This is a genomic window from Catonella sp., from assembly GCF_057250765.1.
Genome location: NZ_DBHIEC010000002.1, coordinates 178,917 through 199,324 on the forward strand (window position 1 = coordinate 178,917; position 20,408 = coordinate 199,324).

At 41.0% G+C, this 20,408-nt stretch carries 18 protein-coding genes; 4 read left to right on the forward strand and 14 right to left on the reverse strand.

The window, feature by feature from the left end; translation table 11 throughout:
- Positions 1-11 precede the first annotated feature (11 nt).
- Positions 12-1,418: a sodium-dependent transporter gene (locus ACO6HM_RS01910; protein ID WP_485389503.1), complete on the forward strand. Its 1,407-nt coding sequence runs from the start codon at positions 12-14 to the stop codon at positions 1,416-1,418.
- Between the two features lie 276 nt (positions 1,419-1,694).
- Here the strand turns inward: ACO6HM_RS01910 and ACO6HM_RS01915 are convergent, their stop codons facing one another.
- Both ACO6HM_RS01915 and ACO6HM_RS01920 read right to left on the reverse strand, forming a co-directional pair.
- Positions 1,695-3,365 (reverse strand): hypothetical protein, encoded by a 1,671-nt coding sequence (locus ACO6HM_RS01915; protein ID WP_485389526.1) that lies wholly within the window; start codon positions 3,363-3,365, stop codon positions 1,695-1,697.
- Positions 3,355-4,146 (reverse strand): ABC transporter ATP-binding protein, encoded by a 792-nt coding sequence (locus ACO6HM_RS01920; RefSeq protein ID WP_485389504.1) that lies wholly within the window; start codon positions 4,144-4,146, stop codon positions 3,355-3,357. Before ACO6HM_RS01920 ends, ACO6HM_RS01915 begins: the two co-directional genes overlap by 11 nt.
- 161 nt (positions 4,147-4,307) lie before the next feature.
- On the opposite strand from ACO6HM_RS01920, the gene ACO6HM_RS01925 reads away from it, so the two are divergent.
- Positions 4,308-5,678 (forward strand): MATE family efflux transporter, encoded by a 1,371-nt coding sequence (locus ACO6HM_RS01925; protein ID WP_485389505.1) that lies wholly within the window; start codon positions 4,308-4,310, stop codon positions 5,676-5,678.
- Between the two features lie 131 nt (positions 5,679-5,809).
- Here the strand turns inward: ACO6HM_RS01925 and ACO6HM_RS01930 are convergent, their stop codons facing one another.
- The 11 genes from ACO6HM_RS01930 to ACO6HM_RS01980 form a co-directional block, all read right to left on the reverse strand.
- Positions 5,810-6,685 (reverse strand): nucleoside hydrolase, encoded by an 876-nt coding sequence (locus tag ACO6HM_RS01930; protein ID WP_485389506.1) that lies wholly within the window; start codon positions 6,683-6,685, stop codon positions 5,810-5,812.
- Complete coding sequence (locus ACO6HM_RS01935; protein ID WP_485389507.1) at positions 6,682-7,719, reverse strand: ABC transporter ATP-binding protein; 1,038 nt, start codon at positions 7,717-7,719, stop codon at positions 6,682-6,684. Before ACO6HM_RS01935 ends, ACO6HM_RS01930 begins: the two co-directional genes overlap by 4 nt.
- Positions 7,720-7,726: 7 nt before the next feature.
- Positions 7,727-8,536 (reverse strand): ABC transporter permease, encoded by an 810-nt coding sequence (locus tag ACO6HM_RS01940; protein ID WP_485389508.1) that lies wholly within the window; start codon positions 8,534-8,536, stop codon positions 7,727-7,729.
- Entirely contained in the window at positions 8,523-9,398 is an 876-nt protein-coding gene (locus tag ACO6HM_RS01945; RefSeq protein WP_485389527.1) for an ABC transporter permease, read from the reverse strand. Before ACO6HM_RS01945 ends, ACO6HM_RS01940 begins: the two co-directional genes overlap by 14 nt.
- On the reverse strand, positions 9,395-10,708 hold the full coding sequence (locus tag ACO6HM_RS01950) for an ABC transporter substrate-binding protein (protein ID WP_485389509.1): 1,314 nt from the start codon (positions 10,706-10,708) through the stop codon (positions 9,395-9,397). The genes ACO6HM_RS01945 and ACO6HM_RS01950 overlap by 4 nt, the downstream gene beginning before the upstream one ends.
- Positions 10,709-10,835: 127 nt before the next feature.
- Positions 10,836-11,858 (reverse strand): phosphotransferase family protein, encoded by a 1,023-nt coding sequence (locus ACO6HM_RS01955; RefSeq protein ID WP_485389510.1) that lies wholly within the window; start codon positions 11,856-11,858, stop codon positions 10,836-10,838.
- Between the two features lies 1 nt (position 11,859).
- Entirely contained in the window at positions 11,860-13,197 is a 1,338-nt protein-coding gene (locus ACO6HM_RS01960) for a TIGR04283 family arsenosugar biosynthesis glycosyltransferase (RefSeq protein WP_485389511.1), read from the reverse strand.
- 136 nt (positions 13,198-13,333) lie between these two features.
- Entirely contained in the window at positions 13,334-14,311 is a 978-nt protein-coding gene (locus ACO6HM_RS01965) for a heterodisulfide reductase-related iron-sulfur binding cluster (protein WP_485389512.1), read from the reverse strand.
- A gap of 88 nt (positions 14,312-14,399) precedes the next feature.
- Positions 14,400-15,131, reverse strand: coding sequence for a TVP38/TMEM64 family protein (locus tag ACO6HM_RS01970; protein WP_485389513.1), 732 nt, complete (start codon positions 15,129-15,131; stop codon positions 14,400-14,402).
- Positions 15,121-15,552: a hypothetical protein gene (locus ACO6HM_RS01975; RefSeq protein WP_485389514.1), complete on the reverse strand. Its 432-nt coding sequence runs from the start codon at positions 15,550-15,552 to the stop codon at positions 15,121-15,123. Before ACO6HM_RS01975 ends, ACO6HM_RS01970 begins: the two co-directional genes overlap by 11 nt.
- 137 nt (positions 15,553-15,689) lie before the next feature.
- On the reverse strand, positions 15,690-16,826 hold the full coding sequence (locus ACO6HM_RS01980; protein WP_485389515.1) for a rhodanese-like domain-containing protein: 1,137 nt from the start codon (positions 16,824-16,826) through the stop codon (positions 15,690-15,692).
- Between the two features lie 272 nt (positions 16,827-17,098).
- Between ACO6HM_RS01980 and ACO6HM_RS01985 the strand changes: the two genes are divergently transcribed.
- Both ACO6HM_RS01985 and ACO6HM_RS01990 read left to right on the forward strand, forming a co-directional pair.
- Entirely contained in the window at positions 17,099-17,884 is a 786-nt protein-coding gene (locus ACO6HM_RS01985) for a YdjY domain-containing protein (protein ID WP_485389516.1), read from the forward strand.
- A 570-nt stretch (positions 17,885-18,454) separates the two neighbouring features.
- Positions 18,455-19,180: a TVP38/TMEM64 family protein gene (locus ACO6HM_RS01990; protein WP_485389528.1), complete on the forward strand. Its 726-nt coding sequence runs from the start codon at positions 18,455-18,457 to the stop codon at positions 19,178-19,180.
- A 138-nt stretch (positions 19,181-19,318) separates the two neighbouring features.
- Here the strand turns inward: ACO6HM_RS01990 and ACO6HM_RS01995 are convergent, their stop codons facing one another.
- The gene (locus ACO6HM_RS01995; RefSeq protein ID WP_485389517.1) at positions 19,319-20,353 is read right to left on the reverse strand and encodes a M42 family metallopeptidase; all 1,035 of its coding nucleotides are present in this window, start codon (positions 20,351-20,353) and stop codon (positions 19,319-19,321) included.
- Between the last annotated feature and the right edge of the window lie 55 nt (positions 20,354-20,408).

The following is a 20,408-nucleotide window of genomic DNA, read 5'->3' on the forward strand; positions in this document are numbered from 1 at the left end:
TGTATTAACCAATGAATAACGAAAACAATCAGGAAAATAACCTTGACCCATTTGGCAGGGATAACGAGAGAAGTTCATTTTCGGGGAAGCTCGGCTACGTGCTTGCTGTAGCAGGCTCTGCCGTTGGCCTGGGTAATATCTGGCGTTTCCCTTATCTTGCAGCTAAATACGGTGGAGGCATCTTCCTCCTGGTATATCTTATCCTTATGCTTACATTTGGATATGTGCTTATTGTATCTGAGACAACCCTTGGAAGGCTTACCAGAAAGAGCCCTGTAGGTGCCTTTAGCGCCTTTGGCAAGTCACTTCCTTTTAAGATAGGCGGTTGGATAAATGCTGTCATTCCTATGCTCATCATCCCTTACTACAGTGTAATCGGCGGCTGGGTATTTAAGTATTTATTTGAGTATCTTCGTGGAAGTACAGATGCTCTAGCAGAAGACAGCTATTTTACAGGCTTTATTACAGCAGGTGCAAGTGTGGAAGTCTGGTTCCTTATTTTCACTCTTGTGGTACTTCTTATAATTGTCGCAGGTGTTGAACATGGTATAGAGAAAGTTTCAAAGATGATGATGCCTGTCCTTGTTATCCTTGCAATCATAGTTTCAATCTACTCAGTAACAAGGCCGGGAGCCCTTGAGGGTGTGAAGTACTTCCTCATCCCTAACTTTGACAACTTCTCCTGGATGACCATAGTTGCTGCGATGGGACAGATGTTTTACTCTCTTTCCATAGCGATGGGGATTCTCTACACTTATGGCTCATATATGAAGAAAGATGTAGACATAGAGCAGTCTACTTCTCAGATAGAGATTTTTGATACAGCTATAGCCTTCTTAGCAGGTCTTATGATAATACCTGCGGTATTCTCCTTCTTTAACGGAGACCCTGAGAAGCTCAAAGCCGGCCCTTCACTTATGTTCATTACCCTTCCTAAGGTATTTGCAAGCATGGGAATGGGAAGAATCATTGGTATAGTATTCTTCCTCCTCGTACTTCTTGCGGCCCTCACAAGCGCTATTTCACTTGCTGAGTCCTGTGTATCTACTTTAGAGGATCAGCTTGGCTGGAAGCGTAATATAGCGAGCGTGGTTATAGGTATCATCATAGTGGTACTTGGCTCATTCTCAGCTCTTGGCTTTGGTATGCTTGACTTTGTACAGATACTTGGAATGTCAATCCTTGACTTTTTCGACTTCCTTACTAACTCACTTATGATGCCTATAGCCGCCCTCTCCACCTGTGTTCTCATAGTATATGTAGTTGGTGTGGATAAGATAATTGAAGAGGTGGAAACATCATCTAAGTTCAAGCGCAAAGGTATTTACAAGTTCTTTATCAAATACCTTGCTCCTATCTGCATACTCATAATCCTCATAAGCTCGATTGCAAGCGTATTTGGACTGATTAAGTTCTAGCTTAATAATGTTACTTCATAGGCATAAGAAACATATGTTTATTGTTTAAAATTATCAGATTACAAATAAGATTAATCCTCGCAGCTTGGGGATTGAAAATGGCTGTCACCCTAAGAATTCACTGTTCTTAGAGCGACAGCCTCTTTTTATATACTTTTATATGTTCTATTTATACATACTTTTATATGATCTACCTATACTCTTCCTAGAAGCTTTTGATAGGTTACAATCCCCCCTTAGCCCATCTTTTTTCTTAACCTTTTCTCCTGATATATCTTATCCTCTGGCTATAATGTATTTCTTATTCATAAAGAACTTCCATAATACAAGGTTAGCAAGCGTCATGACCACTATACCGATTAGCTGCAGTCCCAGGGTGTTAAGCAACATTATTTGTGTTCCTCCAAATACCGCAAGCATAAAGAAACTAAGGAAAAACATCAGCACTCCAATACCTGAATTAGCAAGGTCAGCTTCATGAGAAAATGGTAATACCCACGAACCCATCCTTATCATAGAGCCTGTTACGAAGATAAATGACAGATAGGCAATTATCAAATCAGGTATAACTCCAAATCCATACACTCCTAACAGGATGGCTGACAGAGCCACAAATATAGGTGTAAGATAGCGAAACAGCACCACCTTTACCCCTGCCCTTATACATTTACTTAGATTCTCAATCGGAAGAATCTGATAGAACATTATACTTTCTGCATTTTCAGACTGTCCTATTATAGCATAGATATAGGCAGAAGTAAGCCCTGTAAAATAAAGCAGAGCCAGTCCCCATCTTCCTTCTCTAAGATTTTCTATAAATCCGGCAAGCCCCTTCTCCCTCGTAATCTGTGGCAGAACCATTATTATAGGCAGAATAAATACATTGGCAAGCTGTGGATAGAGCTTAAGCTTCATATCTCTGTTTCTTGATATCTGTATCAGCACCAGCTTCATAAAGGCATTTTCCTGTTCATCCTTTGAAAGGAGCTTACACATAAGCTTTGAAAATGGTGAAAGTGATTTATTTTCCTTAGCTGTTTCCGTTAGCTTGTCAAGCTCTCCTTCAAACTCCGGCATTACCTTTTTCTTATAAAGCACCTCAAGCAAGATAACGGCAGGTACTGTGATTCCTGCAAGCACATATAAATACCAAACTTTTATAGTTCCAAATAAAATAGCGATTATAGCTGCAAACCAGGTAGGGGGCAGAATAAAGTAAAATGGTGAAAATACAAGTTCTTTATCCGAAAAATCAGCCATATTTATGATTTTGGGTACAATCTGATATGAAAGTATGACAGCTATTGCCATAAATACCTGAAAGCCACTTAAGATATCTTTAAGCCTCTCCCCTGAAAATACCTTAAGCAGAAGGTAGTAAATAACTCCTGCAAGGTGAAGGCAAACTACAACAATCGTAATCGACACCAGAGTAAATACAAAGCCATACAGAATTCCTCTGAAAATAAAGCCGACAACTATTGAAGGCAGCATCATAGCAGCTGCTATAGCTCCTATATAATAGGCTATATGTATGTTTTTTGCCGTACTTATCTCACTTCTACCAATCGGAAGAGCCCCGTAAAATGATTTTTCAGTAGTATCTAGAAGTACAGCTGAATATTCGCTGATATAAACTGAAAATAACATAAATATAAGCATTGCAAAGCCTATTGAATTCGCACCAAAAACATTTGATAAAATCTGAGTCGGTGCTATCATAAATCCTAAAAACAGATATATCAGGCAGGTCAAAATCATTGATCTTTTAGGCTCTTTTTCCGACTTTTTCTTATTATTTTGAAATGTAGGTGGAACTCTTCTACTATCCATAATTAGCTTAAGCCTTAGCATTTCCCTAATCTGGCTATAGTTTAAGTCCTTACTTAAAAATGGCTTTACACATTTATCAACCAGTTTTAAAGCAAAAGGTTCGCTATTTTTCATCTTCAATAGTCTCACCTCCGGTCAGTGTGTCTACAAACTTAGCTGCAAGGTCGTGTCCCTTTGTAAAGCCTGTAAGGTCGTTGAAAATCTCCTCCATACTTCTTCCTTCTTTGTTATTCTTAAGCTCTTCAACTGTTGAATCTGCGATTACAGCCCCATCCTTAAGAAGGATAACCCTGCTGCTCATTTGCTCAACTACTTCCATAATATGAGAGGAATAAAATATAGTCTTCCCCTGCTTGGTAAGTGTCTTAAGCACCTCCTTAAACACAGCCACGCTATTTGTATCCATGCCGTTAAGCGGCTCATCAAGGAAGAGGATGTCAGGATTGTGTATAAGGCTTCCTATGATGGCTATTTTTTGCTTCATACCCTTAGAGTAACCTGAGATACGGGTGGTGAGTGCATCATTTATCTGAAATATCTCCGCTAGTTCTTCCATCCTGCCTCTCCAGTTACTAAGCTCGTAGACAGAGGATAAGAAAGAGATATATTCTTCCCCTGTAAGGCTCTCATAGAGGGATAGAATCTCCGGAACATAGCCTATCTTCCTCTTGTAGCTTACCAGGTCTTCTTCGATATTTTTGCCAAATACCTCAATTGTACCTGTGTAGCCACCAAGAATCCCAAGCATCAGCTTGACAGTTGTGGACTTGCCGCTTCCGTTTGGCCCTATGTAGCCGATAAGCTCTCCCCTTCCTGCGGCAAAGCTCACATCATGTAGAACATGATGCTCTCCAAAGCTCTTATTCACATTCGTAAGTCTAAGTACCTCTTCCATGTAATTACCTCCCGTAGTTGTTCTTATTTGATTATATCATGATATGGCTTCATCTTACAGGTGAATTGTAATGAAATATAAAATTTTTGTTCAATTTATACCTTACAAAAACGCCTAAATTATGCTATAATCTTTAGCACTGTAAAAATAGAGGAGGGAATATGGAAACAAAAGAAAATAAAATGGGAACCATGCCGGTGAAGAAGCTCATCCTCAATATGTCACTTCCTATGATAATATCTATGATGGTGCAGGCGCTCTACAACGTAGTAGACAGCATCTTCGTAGCCCAGCTATCAGAAGAAGCGCTGACTGCGGTAACTCTGGTCTTCCCTATGCAAAACTTTATAATTGCCCTTGCTACCGGAACCGGAGTAGGCTTTAATGTACTTCTATCTCAAGGCCTCGGAGAAAAGAACTATGAAAAATCAGATTCTGCTGCAAATGCGGGTGTCTTTCTTGTACTTATAAATACCATCATTTTTGTATTCATTGGCCTCTTTGTAGCCGTACCATTTATAACAAGTCAGACAAGCGATGCCGCCATTCAGACCGACGCTATTATCTACCTTCAGATAATCAGCTTCCTCTCTACAGGCTCATTCTTACAGATTACAGGGGAGCGTTTGCTTCAGGCTACAGGCCGCACTATGCTAAGTATGATATCCCAGATAGTTGGTGCCGTTGCAAATATCATCCTTGATCCTATTATGATATTCGGCCTCCTTGGTTTTCCTAAGATGGGAGTAGCAGGAGCTGCCTATGCTACAGTAATAGGTCAGTTCATAGCCGCTGCTGTAGGACTCTTCTTAAATGTAAAATACAACAAAGAAATCCACCTCTCCATAAAGCAAATTCTACACCCTCGTATGAGGATAATAAAGCCAATATACTTTATTGCTATACCTAGTATCCTTATGGTATCCATAGGCTCTATTATGACCTATGCAATGAACATAATCCTCATTGCCTTTTCAACTACTGCAACCGCAGTCTTTGGTGTATACTTTAAGCTTCAGTCCTTCTTCTTCCTGCCGGTATTTGGCCTTAACAACGGACTCATACCTGTACTTTCCTATAACTACGGGGCTATGAATAAGAAGAGGATAGACGAGGCACTACGCTTTTCACTGGCTCTTGCCTTTGGCATAATGCTTGCAGGAACCCTGCTGCTTGAGGCTGTTCCAGGTGTCCTGCTTGACCTGTTCAATGCTGCTGATGATATGAAAAGCATGGGAATAATTGCACTTCGTACCATAGCCATCCATTTCCCACTGGCTGCCATCGGAATAGTGCTTAGCTCGGTCTTTCAGGCCTTCGCACAGAGTATATATTCTTTAATTATTTCGGTAATGAGACAGCTGGTAGTCCTTATCCCTGCTGCCTGGCTCCTTGCACAGACAGGAAATGTAAACAATGTATGGTGGTCATTCTTCGTTGCCGAGATCATATCACTTTTAGCTTCTATTTACTTCTTTAAGAAGGTGTACCACGGTACAATCCGCCCGCTTGAGGCCATGCAGGCCGAGTGATAAGGAGGAGGGTTGTATAAGATAAATAAGCCCCCACAATCAGCTGAAACTTCAGTTGACTGTGGGAGCTTTTATATATCCTTTATTACATGATATGGACATCAAAATCTGTTTACATTCTATTCAGGCTTCTATAACTTTATATCCGCCTCTTTAAATCCTCTGTACACCTCTCTTACAAAGCCTTCCTCATTAGTTATCTGAGGAAGATTTAACACAGAGTTACTATCTCCTTCTTCACTCTTTCTAAGAAAGCCCGTCTTAAGGTCTTCTTCAGAGAGCTTATAATAAGCCCTGTCATCAGTGAAATTCTCGGGACTTACAAGGTATGAACCAGCAGTTACATCCCAGTTACAAAAGGCCTTAATACCGTATTTCTTTTCATTTCTCTCAAACCAGTAATTGGTCTTATCCACTATGTACTTGCCGGTCTCAGTACCAAACGAAAGCAGATTCTCCTTGAATTTTTCCACCTCAAATATTACTTTTAGGCAGTTATTTCCTGTAGCAATGTTTATAGGCACTCCCGAAGTTAATACCTTGTATGCAGCCTTATAATCCACTGAGAAGTTTAACTCATTGATTGTAAGTCCTCCCACAACTAAAGGAGAGGTGATTCCTCCCATAAGGGTGATGGATTTTACCTTGTTAAAAGCTGCCTCATCCTTTACAAGAGCTCCCGCAAGATTAGTAAGAGAGCCCGTTGCAAGTATATGTACCTCATCCTCTAAGTTAAGCGTATTCACTATGAAGTCAGTTGCCTCATTTTCATAGTCCTCTGGAGTGATACCTCCCTTATATACCTTTATATCACTTCTTCCTATTTCCTTAAGAAAGCTTAAAGTATTGGCATAAACTGTCTCTGTCTCGTTATTGCCAAAGCAGTTTGTAATTCCAAGAATCTCCACATCCTTACAACCAAGGAGATAGAGCAGGGTTAAGCCATCATCCACATCACAGTTTTCTACACCTATAGTATTGTCACAGTCAAATATTATTTTTTTCATCCTTCTTCCTCCAAAAGTATAAAATCATTGTTCTTCCTGCTTATAAGCCTTACTTCATCGCCGTTTTTAATCTCTGATTTGGTAAATTCTCCGTAAGGAAGCCTTACCTTGTACTCATTTTCTTCTGCCTCAAGTATCAGCTCGGTAATCTCACCCTTAAAAGATATCTGCTTTATTCTGACCTTTATCCCCAATTCTCCCTTGTTATCCACATCTAATTCGCTTGGGCGAAGAAGGAGCTTGTATTTACCAGACTTTTTATCAGTGTTAAAGCTAATTATATCAGATGTAAAGGTATTACCTTCCACCTTTCCGGAAAAGAGGTTAACATCGCCTAACATTCCTGCAATTTTCTCATCTTTCGGGCTGTTAAACAAACTTTCAGGGCTGTCAAAGGCAAGAATCTTACCTTCTTCCATAAGGGCAAGCCTGTCGGAGAGCTCCATCGCCTCTTCTTTGTCGTGGGTTATCATTATGGTGGTTATGCCGTTTTCCCTGTGAAGCCTTCTTACAAGCTCCCCCATCTCCTTTCTTAAGTCCTCATCAAGGCTTGCAAATGGCTCATCTAAGAGGAGGAGCTTAGGCTCTGCTCCAAGGGCTCTGGCAAGGGCTACCCTCTGCATCTGTCCACCTGAGAGCCTGCTCACCTTCCTCTTTCCGTAGCCTTGGAGCCTCACCTGAGCTAAAAGCCTATCTACTTTTTCTTTAATTACTGCCTTATCCATCTTCTTAAGCTTCATTGCAAAGGCAATATTATCCTCCACATTCATATGAGGAAAGAGCCTTAAGTCCTGAAATACTATCACAGTCTGTCTTTTTTCAGGTGGAAGCCCTGCTACATTCTTATCAAAGATATTTATTTCTCCGCTGTCCGTTTCCAATAGCCCTGCTATACTCTTTATAAGGGTGGTCTTGCCACAGCCGCTTTTCCCGAGTATGGAGACAAATTCACCGCTGTTTATATCAAGATTTACATCCTTTAATATATGGTTTTTCCCATAACTTACATTCAATCCTTTTACACTTAAACTCATATTTCACCTACCTGTGATACTCTATTTCCGCATTTTTTAGGAAGAGCTTTGCCAGTCTGTCAAAGCCCGCAAATATTACTATCGTCACTATCATAAATACCAGACTGTATATGCTCGCAAAGTTTCTCTCCCCGCCCTGAATATAAGGCACCATTATAACCGCAAAGGTATTGACATTTCCGCCTCCGATTAGGAGAGTTAAAAAGTACTGGCTAAAGGAAATGAGGTATGCCATGGTAAAGGCTGAGAGGATGACAGGCACAAGGTTTGGAAGGCTTATCTTAAAAAATGCCTTCATAGGTGAACATCCAAGCACCCTCGCCTGCTCTTCAAGCTTAAGAGACAAAGCCCTTGTACCCTCTTCTATCAGTCTGGTCGCATAAGGGGCGGAGTAAATCACATGGCAGAGGATAACCCCCCATACATTGCCTGCAAGCCCCGCCCTAAGAAGGGTTACCTGAATCCCCATTGCAAAGACTGTCGTAGGCACAAGGAAGGGAAACATGACCAAGAAGTTAACAAAGCCCTTTAGCTTAAATTCATAAAAGCTAAGCGCCCTTGCAGTCATTACTCCTATTACTACTGAAATAGCGGCTACAACAAGGGATATCACTATACTTAAGGCAAAGGTCTTCATAAGCTCTGAATTTACCCTTATAAGGCCGTTCACAGCCCTTAGGGAGTAGGTTTGCGGAAGAAGGGAAGGCCAGGCAAATCTTTCGGTAAATACCCATAAAAACAGCGGTATTATGGGCAAGATGATAACAAGCGAAAAAATAATAACCGCAACCTTTGTAAATACATTATTTCTTTTCATTTGCCCCTCCGTATCTCTCACTGCTTCTCTTCATCAGCCTGAAATAAATGATGGCTGCAAGTACAGAGATTGCAGTAAGTATCCCGTTGTAAGCCATGGCATAAGGGCGGAGCCTAAGGTCAGGCTTTTGAAACTCTATGTAGCTAAGTATCGGCAGAGCCTTTGGAAGGGTTGCCCCTAAGATTTGTGGAAGCTCATAGGCCCCAAGTGCATAGACAAAGATTATGAGAAAGGCGCTTAAAATATTGCCTATACAAAGAGGAAGGCTCACCTTTATAAAGGCTGTAAGCCTGCTTGCACCAAGGTTTATAGCCGCTTCACCCAGGTTGTTGCTTATAGCCGCCATAAGGGTGATTACAAAATAAATGACAAAGGGTACTTCCTTCCAGATATAGGCAAGGATTACACCCACTCCATTTGCATCATTTATAAGGAGGGGGAAGTCGCTCTGGTCACTTATTATATTAAGATGAAATAATATCCTCGCTAAGAGTCCATTCTGTGACATTACATTTATTATCATAAGAGCAACTATAGTGTGAGGCACTATTATAGGGAGCTTCACTATGGCATTTATAAGTCCGTTTCTCCCTGTATTTATAAGAATATAACACATAAATATCCCTATGAGTATCGAGAGGATGGCAGATATCCCTGCTATCTTAAAGCTATACACTATGCCATCTATGCTCGCTTCTCTTCCCAGTATCTCCTTATAATACATAAGTGTCGGAGTATATAACTTAAAAATCGGAATTACCCCAAGGCTCTGAGTAATTCCGATTACTATTCCTGTAATAAATACTGTTCCGAGAAGGAGCTGAGGCACCAAAAGTAAATATGGTGTCAGTTTCTTCATTATTTTCCTACCACTTCTTCATTCCAGATTTCTTCAATGATTGGAACAAGGCCTGCAGGCATTTCCGGAAGTCTCTTTGAAAGAAGCTCTTCCTGGTTTAGTACTCCCTTGCCGATGTCTACGCTGTCAAAAGCCTTCTTCTGCTCATCGTTAAGCTTGTCATATGAAACTACAGGGATTGTTCTAAGTACCTTATATCTGTCTGCCTGAACCTCAGGGTCCATCATTTCATTGATAACCACCTGTGCTCCCGCAGTATTGCCTGAGTTAGAAGCAATTGCAATGTAGTTGGTATTTCCGATTGTTCCCTTGTCAAACTGGAAGGTTCTGGTTGTATCTGCGAATGTTCCATTTTCAATGTTTGTAGCTACTCCAAAGGCTGAATAGCTCATACCCATTACAAGTTCACCGTCAGCAAACATCTTGGTTACTGCAGGGTTGTCGCTAGGGAAGGTCTTTCCTTCCTGCCAGAGATATGGATTAAGCTTTCTAAGGTACTCAAGTGCAGGCTCTATAGCTGCCTTAACTGTAGCCTTGTCTGCCTTCATATCTGCAAACTGCTCATAGCCTACTATATCGTAAATTATATTTCTTACAAAGGCTGATGATGTAAAGTCCGGAAGGGCTGCGTAAGTAACCTTTCCCTTGTACTTCTTTGCAAATTCAAGAAGTTCATCTGTGTTCTTAGGAGTCTCAGGTGTAACCTTGCTGTCATTAAAGAATACAAGCTGAGCCTTGCCGTAAGGAGCCTCATAGCCCTCGATAGGGAAGGCAAAGTCATAGTAGGTCTCCTTATCGTCTTTATTGATATAAGCCTCAAAGTTAGGGAGAGTCTCTGCAAATGGTCCAAAGAGCATGTTGTTTTCTTTGGTAGTCTTAAAGTTCTCTCCGTTTATCCATATCATATCGATATCGCCGTCAGTCTTGCCTGACTGAAGCTCACCTGAGAGCTGACTAAGTATCTTGTCGATGTCCATAGGCACTCTCTTTAAGGTAATATCGTACTTATCTTTAAGTCTCTTTGCAAAGTAGTCATCAAGCCAAGCGTTAAGTTTATCATCTCCGCCCCAGCCATAGAAGCTTACCTCTGTACCCTTTGCAGCCTCTACAAGCTTGTCAAAGTCGCTTCCAGTCTTGGAAGCTGATGCGGTAGATGTAGCTGATGCAGAGCTTTTTGTAGAAGCCATGCTGGTTGTGCTGCCTGTTGTAGAAGTACTTGTCTTGCTTGAAGCAGTGTCGCTTTTTGTTCCACAGGCTGTGAGTGAAACAACCATAGCCAGTGATAAGATTCCTGCCAATAATTTCTTTTTCATTTGTTACTCCTTTTTTCATACCATTTTAATAGGTTAAAATCCCAATTATCTTACATAGTAAACCAAACAAAGTCAAATAGATAAAACAAATAAATGCCCACTATTTATAGTAATTTTCTATAAATGTTTACAGCCCGCTCTTTTCAAATATCTCCTCTATCCCTCTGATAAATCCATCTTCCAGATACTGCCCAAGCTTAATCCTTGTGCTTTCATTCATTATCTCCTTGTCGGCTTCCTTATACTGCACGAAAGCCATAGCACACCAGCTAAGACCTCTGAGACAGTTTATCTTGATAAAGGCAAGGGCGCTCTCCCTTATTCCCTTTGTATCAAAATATCTTCCTGCCTTTTCTATGTACCTTGTGATAAAATCATCAATTTCTGCCTTGGTAAGGATGATGTCTGTCTTCCAAAAGGTGCTGGTAGGCGCAAGAAAATGACCTATATCCTGAGCAGGAAATCCAAGAACTGCCTTTTCCCAGTCAATGAGGTAGTTCTTTCCATCCTCGTTTATTAAGAAATTGGTTGAATTAAGTTCGGTGTTTATAAGACATCTGTACAGACCGTCAAAGTGTACTTCACCTGACTTTGACATAGCTAATCCCTGGTCAAGCAGCCTCCTTATCCTATTTTCTATATCTTTGTCAGCAGATTTGCTTCCGGTATAGTGCTTAAACATCTCCTCACATTCATCAAGCACAAAGCTAAAGCCTTCTCCCGCCTCGATAAGCCCCGAATCCTTGGGTAAAGTCTGTCTATGTATGTCTACAAGTATGTCTGCTGCCTTCATCAAGTCCTTCTCATAGTCAAGTGCCACTCCAGGCAGATATTCCATAACCAATATGCCCTTATCAAGGTATTTTTTACTGCCATCAACATAGTAAAGCCTTGGTGTTCTGCCTGTATCCTTAAGGAGTTTCAGAGTATTTGCCTCGTACTCAATCTGATTGTCAAGATGCATCTGCGAGCCCTGATTTATCCTTAAGATAAGCTTCTCTCCCGATATCGGATGAGTGAAGCTAAGGTTTACATTGTACTCTCCTGCGGCAAGCATCTCGTATTTTTCTTCCACATTCTCAGGAAGTCCAAGTCCCTCTCTGTATTCCCTGCTTTTTACAAGCCCTTCTACAAGTGTAGTATAATCCATCTTACCTCACATCCTTATACATTGCTGAAATCTCTTCTATATCTACTCCTCTGCGGTACTTAGCCCTGAGGCGGTTCATCTTCCACATAAGCCTTAGCTTCCTTATAGGCCCTCCCTTAAACCTCCTTGCACTTGTGTATATTCTATGCCTTGCCATACCCAGCTTTACTCCCTTTTCCTTAAGGGTAAGGGATAGCTGATAGTCCTCCATTATCGGTAAATCGGGGTACATCCCTATTTCCAAAAAGAGGTCTCTGTCTATGACTATGCCCTGGTCGCCAAACATTACCTTTCTGTCAAATACCCTGTGATTGCTGATGTATCTGCAGATGAACATCAGAGGGGAAAGGTTCTTAAAGGCTATACCAAAGCAGCCTGCCCTGTATATCTCCATAAGGTCAAGGATATCTTTAAGTGGATTAGGTGGAAGAACGCTGTCACAGTGTAGGAAAAATAAAATGTCTGCATCCACGCTAAGCGCACCAAGGTTCATCTGGTTGTTACGGCCTTTCTTAGAATGAAGCAACCTGAACTTACTCGCATCAATGAGTTCTAATGTCTTATCCGTACTTCCACCGTCCACAAAGACTATCTCACATCTATCCTTAATCCCATCAAGCTGGTCCATAAGGCTTACGATGGTCTCTTCTTCATTGTAGGTAGGAATGATTATTGCTATACTTTTATTCTCTTTAAGAAACTTTGCAGTATGGGTCTTTCTAAAGTCTGCGTCAGTCCTTATTACCTCATAATAAGCCTTTATATCCTCTTTGGTATCTATGTCTCTATGGCTTCTGCCTGCACCAAGGCTAAGCCCCATGTCCTTTATCTTCTGCTTTGTATTCTCATATACGCTGCCTGTGCCATAGCCTTCAATATCAAATATTTCCTTGTTTGCCTTCTTCATGCCGACCAGATAGTAGCCTCCATCCTCGGTAGGAGATAGCACTATGTCGTTATTCTCTAAGACTGTAAAGGAGCTTTCTATATCCTCTGCGGAGAGCATTGGGATATCTGTTCCACTAAGACTTACCGCAGATGCACCTTCTGACAAGATCTCGGATATGGCATTATACATCTTGTCGCCAAGACTATCTCCCCTCTGCTTCCTGTAGGTCTTATCCTCTCCGAATATGTTTTTGATAAGGCTTACATCTCCCTCCGGTAGATAGTAAATATAGATTTTTATAGAATTATCGAGGCGGTTTAGAGTCTCCGCCAGGTCTTTAAGCATGGCGAGGTGGAGTCCCACACACTGCTTAGGCGTATAATAGGGAAGCAGACGTGTCTTTGTCTTATGTTCCAGCGGAATCCTTGTAAATACAATAAAAGCTCTCATCTATCTGCCTCCTTCCCTCATATATGAGCTAGCATCCTTATTACCACTAAATATCAATCCTTCCCGTACTTACAAGGCTAACAATATGGAGATAACCAGTCATTTAAGCAAGTATCTGTATACGCTTTACACTCCCTTATTTGAACTTGGTCTTTGCCCTGTTCGTCCAGGAATTCTTATAATCAGCCTTCTCTCCCGTTCCAAGGATGAGAGGAAGGAAATGGTCCATAGAACAGCCTCTGCCTGAAAGAGTTCCGGCACAGGTACCACAGTAGCTTATAAGCCCTTCGTGCCCCTGTTCCTTTAGCTTTTTAGGCATATCGTCTGAAAGCTCTCTTTCCTTTACCATGGCACAGCCGCCCATTCCACAGCACTGTACACCCTTTACATAGTCCATATCTTTGCTTAAGAAAGGCTTTAGATACTCCATCCATTTTTTATTTTCCCTGTCCGGGCAAGGAAGGAAGATGTCGGCATTTACATCTATCTTGTTGCCAAGCCCGAGTTCAGCGAGCTTTTCATAGATAACGGTAATCTTCACATCAAGCCTATCACCAAAGTGATAGTAGCAGTTAGGACAGAGCAAAATGAGTTCTTCTATCCCATGTCTTTTTATATAGTCATTTATCCTGTCTATTATCTTATTCTCTTCCTTTACAAGACCAAGCTCCGCTATAGGCTTGCCACAGCAGTCATATACAGTATCTATGTCCGCCACATCCTTTAAGAGCTTTGAGAGATGGGCTATGGTCTTTGGAAAGTAAGATGGGAAGTTACAGCCCGGGAATAAAAGGCTCTTTGACTTTCCTTTTCTATAGTTCTTAAATATATAGTTCTTTTTCTCGAAAAGCAGTGCCCCATATCCTTTTTGCTTAAGACCGTACTTTTCTTCTTTTACTTCGTCAGTCCTCATATCAAGGATAATCTGCCTTCCGTCTATGTCCTTCGGACAGACTCTTGTACATTCGCCGCAAAGGAAGCAGCTGTATTTTAATTCTCTCAGCCTGTCTACGTCTCCTATAGTAATACCATACTTAGTAAGAAATGAACAGTGCTTGGTACAGAGGTGGCAGTTTATACATTTACTTGCGTCTGTATGCTTGATTTTACCCATATTATTCTCCAATTTATCTCAAGTTATTATTCATCTATATGTGTTTAGAAATTCCAGACGATTCTCTTATTTCATCTATAGATTCATCTTATTCAGACTTTTTCTCAGAGCTTTCCTTGTTTTCTTCAGCAATTTCCTCCGGCATCTCCTTGTCTACCACAAACTTCCTAAAGAGGTAGGCTGTAAGGAAGACTACTACAGCAAGTCCTATAGCTATTCCTATATAAAGCACCCTGTTTTCCTTATCTGCAAAGCCTGCAGTTCCCACAGTGTACATAGCGGTACCCGGAAGGATGAAGACAAAGGTAAATATGGAATAGGTAGATAGCTTTATGTCAGTAATTCCGTACGCAAAGTTCTGAAGATTGAAAGGAAATAGCGGCACAAGCCTTGTTATCATAAGTACAAAGACTCCGTTCTTCTTCATGTCATCAAATAGATACTTTTTTAGATATTTATTCTTCATAGCCATTGGCTTAATCTGGTCTCTAAGAAAGAACCTTCCCGCTATAAAGGCTACTATTGCACCAATGCTCGCTGCCAGGGTACAAAGCAAGGTGCCCCAGAATGCGTCAAAGAGTATGCCTGCGGCTATCGCAAAGCTCACCCCCGGAAGAGCAAGGAGCACACTGCCCGCAACGGTGGCGGTCACATAGATAACAGCAGCCAGTAGGAAGTTGTCATCAACCACTGTCTTAAGTTCCATCAGCCTGTCCATCTTAAGGTAAGAAGACAGCCCAAGGAAATGGTTGGCTATCACAACTACAGCTATTATAAGAACAAATATCATTATCTTTTTTGTAGATTTATTAAGCTTCATTTTTTCCTCTCAAATTCACTATCAGAGTTATAATAATCAAAATTCCGACAACCACATATACTATCCCATTTAAGTAATAGTCTCTCGCCTTTCCTCTATCAAGTGCAACAATATAAAATAGTGAAAATGCATTTATAATGCAGGCAAGGTCTGCAGGAATTTTATGTATCAAGCTTCCTCTAAGGTTCTTAAATGTAAGTACTATAAGGCTAATTGTAATTAGCGATACTATGACTATGAGTATTACAAGTAAGACTTTACCCTTGCCTACTCCACCCAGTCTGTCGTCTATTTTCCCATTAAAATAAACCATGTACCTTGCCATACCCATCTTTGCCTTTGTAAAATAATGCACTACGCCCGTTCCTGCGAGCAATAACAAAGAGACAAGGTATAGTAATCCAAGCAATATTTTCTTCATCTTACAGCTCTCCGATTTAAGTTAGATATTAAACATTCTTACTCCGCTGATTTTGCAATACATGTCTTATTATGAAAAATCATCTTCATAGACAAAGGAGCTTTAAGAGTAGTCTATAGCCCCTTTGTCAAATATTTTTACTTCTTAGCCTTATCTGTGCTAAGGTCCTTCACCTTTACTTCCTTGTAATCAGCACTTCCAGGTGCTCCAAGCTGAACAGGGTTCTCTCCGTCCATCTGCCACTGATACCAGCCACCATCGTAGAGGCTTACGTTCTTTATTCCGTTCTCATACTCAATAAGGAATGGAATAGAAGCTCTCCAGCCTGTACCGCAATAGTATGACACGTCATTCTTTGTAGAAGCTCCTGACTCTTTAAGATATTCGTTGACCTTATCAAGGCCTACTACTGTTCCATCTGCATTGTTATATGAGCCATCATCCGTATCGTGTCCCCAGATGGCTCCAAGAGGCTCACCTGCTCTATCAATATAACTATAACCTGAGGTCTTTCCCTCAAACTCATCTCTTGAACGAATACTTACAAGCTTGAAGTTCTTGTCATTCTTAAGCTTCTCCTTAACCTGGTCTATAGTTAAGATGTACTCAGGATGAGCAGGAATCTTTACTCCGAACTCCTTATCTGTAGCCTTTGGCTCATTCACTGTGGTCTCAAGCTCATAGCCTGCCTTCTTCCAAGCATCTATGCCACCATCTAAGTCTTTTACATTTTCAACTCCAGCCCAGAGAAAAGCAACAGCTACTCTATTATCTGCAGCATTTTCAGGTGAATTACCATAGAGAATAACTGTGGTATCCTTAGTGATTCCATACTTCTTCATAAGTTCTGTTATTTCCTCAGGTTTGCGGATATTCCAGAACTCATCAGACTCTACATAGTCCGTATTCATATGAACCGCACCAGGTATATGTCCTTCTTTATAGGCTTTATCATCAGCAACCTCTCCCCAGGCTGCCTCAACTATGACATAATCCTTGCTTTCTTCCTGTCCGCCATCAATAACTGACTTAATCCACTCAGGGCTTACAAATACCTTGGTCTTTGCCACAGGCTCAACCTTAGTAGCATCCGCTGATGTACCTGACTTAGTATCTGTAACTATTTTACTTGCCTGACTGGGATTTATCACCTCTGACTTTACTGAAGAAGTCGTTGCAGATGACTTTGCGGTACTTTGCCCCGAACCACCGCAGGCTGTAAGCAAGGTGGCAGCAACTGCTAAGCTTAACATTGAAACAATAGATTTTCTCATTTTCTTTCTCCTTATCTATTTTTTGCCCTAAATATCTCGTAATCCTGTATATAATAAGAGATATCTACAGACATTCCTTTCATTTTACACGCTGCTATATTATTATTCAAATAGATTTTATCTATAATTGTATGCATTTATCTGAAAATACAATAAGTTTTTTTTCGTATTTTATATGTTTTTTCTCTTAAGGTGTGTTATAATCCACTAGATGTGTAGGCTTTGTAGTCATTATAAAGCCATTATTCACCTAAAAGAACGGAGGAAAGAAAATGAAAACAAAAAAAACTTTAATTGCTGCACTTCTTTGTGCAACCATGGTACTTACTGTAGGTTGTGGCGGACAGTCTAACTCAAGCAAGGCATCAAACACTGCTGCTTCCGCTAAGGCTTCAAGCACCACTGCTTCTACAACAAGCACTGCTTCTTCAAGCAAAGCTTCAAGCACCACAAGCGCTGCAAAAAGTACAGCTTCTAACACCGCTGCTGATGAGGTAGATGGAGTATCTCTTGCTAATCCAATAAAGATTGACAAGGAAGCTAAGACAGTTACAGTTTTATGTAGTGTAAACGGTCAGTACTTTACACAGCCAACCAGACACGCATCTGTATTTAAGGATGGCAGTAACGGTACAAAGTCAATATTCACAGCTTATGGCACTGCTCTTGATTTCTATGATGCACTCATTGCAATCGGTGCAAAAGAAGGTGGCAACATGACTGTAGACAATAAGGAAACCACTCACGTTGAGGGAGATCCTATCAAGTGTGAAGTTACCTGGAACGGTGCAGGTAAGTACTATGACTATAATGAAGTAATTATCGACAGCAACAAGAAACCTATTGAAATGAGATTTGGCGGAAACCGCAAGACTGCAGAGGCTAAGAACACAGGATGCTTATCCTGCCTTGATTCCTGTCCTGTAGGTATCGTTTCAAATACTACTTATACATATGGTGCCGTTGAGACAAGAGGAGAGGTTGGCTTTACCGGTAATGCTGATATTCTTCCTGAAGATGGAACTTATGTAGCTGTTAAGTACACCCTCGAGAAGTAATTTAATAACCACTGCCACGGGCAGAGCCAATTTAGCCTTTTAGACTAAACTGCATGTCTGTGGCTTCTTTCATAAAAGGAGGACATTGTGAGAAAGTTAAGAGCCATATTCTACAACGCTACTATGTGCTTGCCTATAGGCTACATCCTCGGTATCTTATTTTCACTTAGTAATAGCTACCAGATGATGATTAACCTTGCTTTGGTTATGTACATACCAGTTGCCTTTGGTATCATGCTTGGTATTGCATTCAACAATATCACAACAAAATACCTTTTCTTCATCTATGAAGGTATTCTTGTTGTAATGGCGCTCATATTTGGTAAAATCCCAAATATCCTTTACTTAACAAAGGAAGCACTTAGTTTGCCACCAAACGTATCAGTTAGTGCGATGAAGGTACCTTTCATCATCTTTGTAGTAGTTGTAAATATTATCAATATCTACATAACCCTTACACTCGGTAAATATCAGAAGATATATACCAAAGAAGAGCTTAAGGAAATCAAAGAAAAAGAAGCGAAGCTTAGTGACCTCAGAGAAGAAAAGAGTGAAGAAGAAATTCGTGAAATCAAGAGCAAGAGAAAGAAACTTAGATATATTGCTCTTGCAGGCATTGTAATCTTCTTCATTGTTTACTTTGCTTTCGCGGACTTTAGAAATAATCTCAATACTGCTTTTGCTACCATTTCAAAGCTTGATACAACTGTAGTTATAGAGTATCTTAAGTCATTCGGACCTCTTACTGCTGTAGTTTCATTCATACTTATGATACTTCAGTCAGTAGCGGCTCCTATCCCTGCCTTCCTCATCACCCTGTCAAACGCAGCAATCTTCGGCTGGGTATGGGGAGCAGTTCTCTCCTGGTCTTCTGCAATGGTGGGTGCGGCACTTTGCTTCTTCCTTGCAAGAGCGCTAGGTAGAGATGTGGTAGAAAAGCTTACCAGTAAGGGCGCTATGGAGAGCGTAGACGTATTCTTTGAAAGATATGGAAAATATGCAATCTTAATCTGCCGCCTCCTTCCTTTCGTATCATTTGACTTCGTAAGCTACGGTGCGGGTCTTACCAATATGGGCTTCTGGTCTTTCTTTATTGCTACAGGTATAGGTCAGCTTCCTGCTACCATCGTATACTCTTATGTAGGCGGTACACTTTCAGGTGGAGCACAGAAGCTTTTCGTAGGCCTCCTTTCACTCTTTGCTCTTTCCATTGTAATCGGTATAATCAAGAAGATCTATAACGATAAGCACAAGGTAGAGAAGGAAAAAGGAATCGAGCTTCCTACTGAGGAATAAAAATATGCTTATATTCTCAGGGAATTTCTTTTAAACTCCCTGCAAAAAAAGAGCCGACTGCAAGTTCGCAGTTAGCTCTTTTTCTATGCTCTATGTAGTATTATTATAATCTCTTTGTAAAATCCACTTAAGTCCGTACTACTGAATATAGTGCAAGATGAGTTCAACGGTAGCCATAAGTCCCTGTATATGGGTTCTTTCCATACCATGAGACGCTGCAACTCCCGGTCCTATGAGGGCACAGCGTACATCATGTCCTGCCCTCCAGGCTGCAATAGCATCTGAGGAATACATAGGGTAGATGTCGGTGACATAAGGGAGATTATGCTTTTTGCTAAGCTCTACAAGCTTGGTTGTCATCTCGTAGTCGTAAGGACCTGAGCTGTCCTTTGCACAGATAGACACATCTGTCTCCTTGCAGTTAAGGTCATCACCTATACAGCCCATATCCACTACCAAAAGCTCCTTCATGTCATTTGGAAGGGTGGCTCCGCCGTATCCTATTTCCTCATGAACTGAGAAACATAGGTAGGTCTTATGCTTTGGCTTGATATTTAGCTCCTTGAATATGGTAAGGAGGGTAATAAAGATACCTGCACAGGCCTTATCATCTATGAAGCGGGACTTAAGGAAGCCTGAGGAAGTAAAGGTAGTCTTAGGATCGTAGCAGACAAAGTCACCCGCAGCTATGCCAAGCTTAACTACATCTTCTTTGGAGCGTACCACCTCATCCAGACGGATAACCATGTTCTCAGCTTCTCTTGGGTGGGTGTTGGCATCCTTAAATACGTGCTTGGCTGGAGTTTCAGATATAACCGTTCCCTCATACACCTTGCCTTCTCTTGTGTATATACGGCAGTACTCTCCGTCAAGGCTAGGTGTGACAGGCGAGCCTACTACCGTAAAAGCAAGGTCTCCGTTAGCCTTAATGGAGCGAACCATAAGCCCTAAGGTATCAAGGTGGGCTGACATACCAAGAGGCGCAGTCTCATCCTCCCCTTCAACCTCAACCACTACATTGCCCAGATTGTTCTGAGTGCACTTATATCCAAGGTCAGTTACCATCTTCTTTACAAGTTCTGTAGCATTATGAGTAAAGCCTGATGGGCTGTCAACACTCATAAGTGCCTTAATGTTGCTTATAAGAAGCTCTTCATATTTCTTTAGTTCCATAGCGTAAACCTCCTTAAATGTGATTATTATGTGAAATATATACAATGTTCCATAA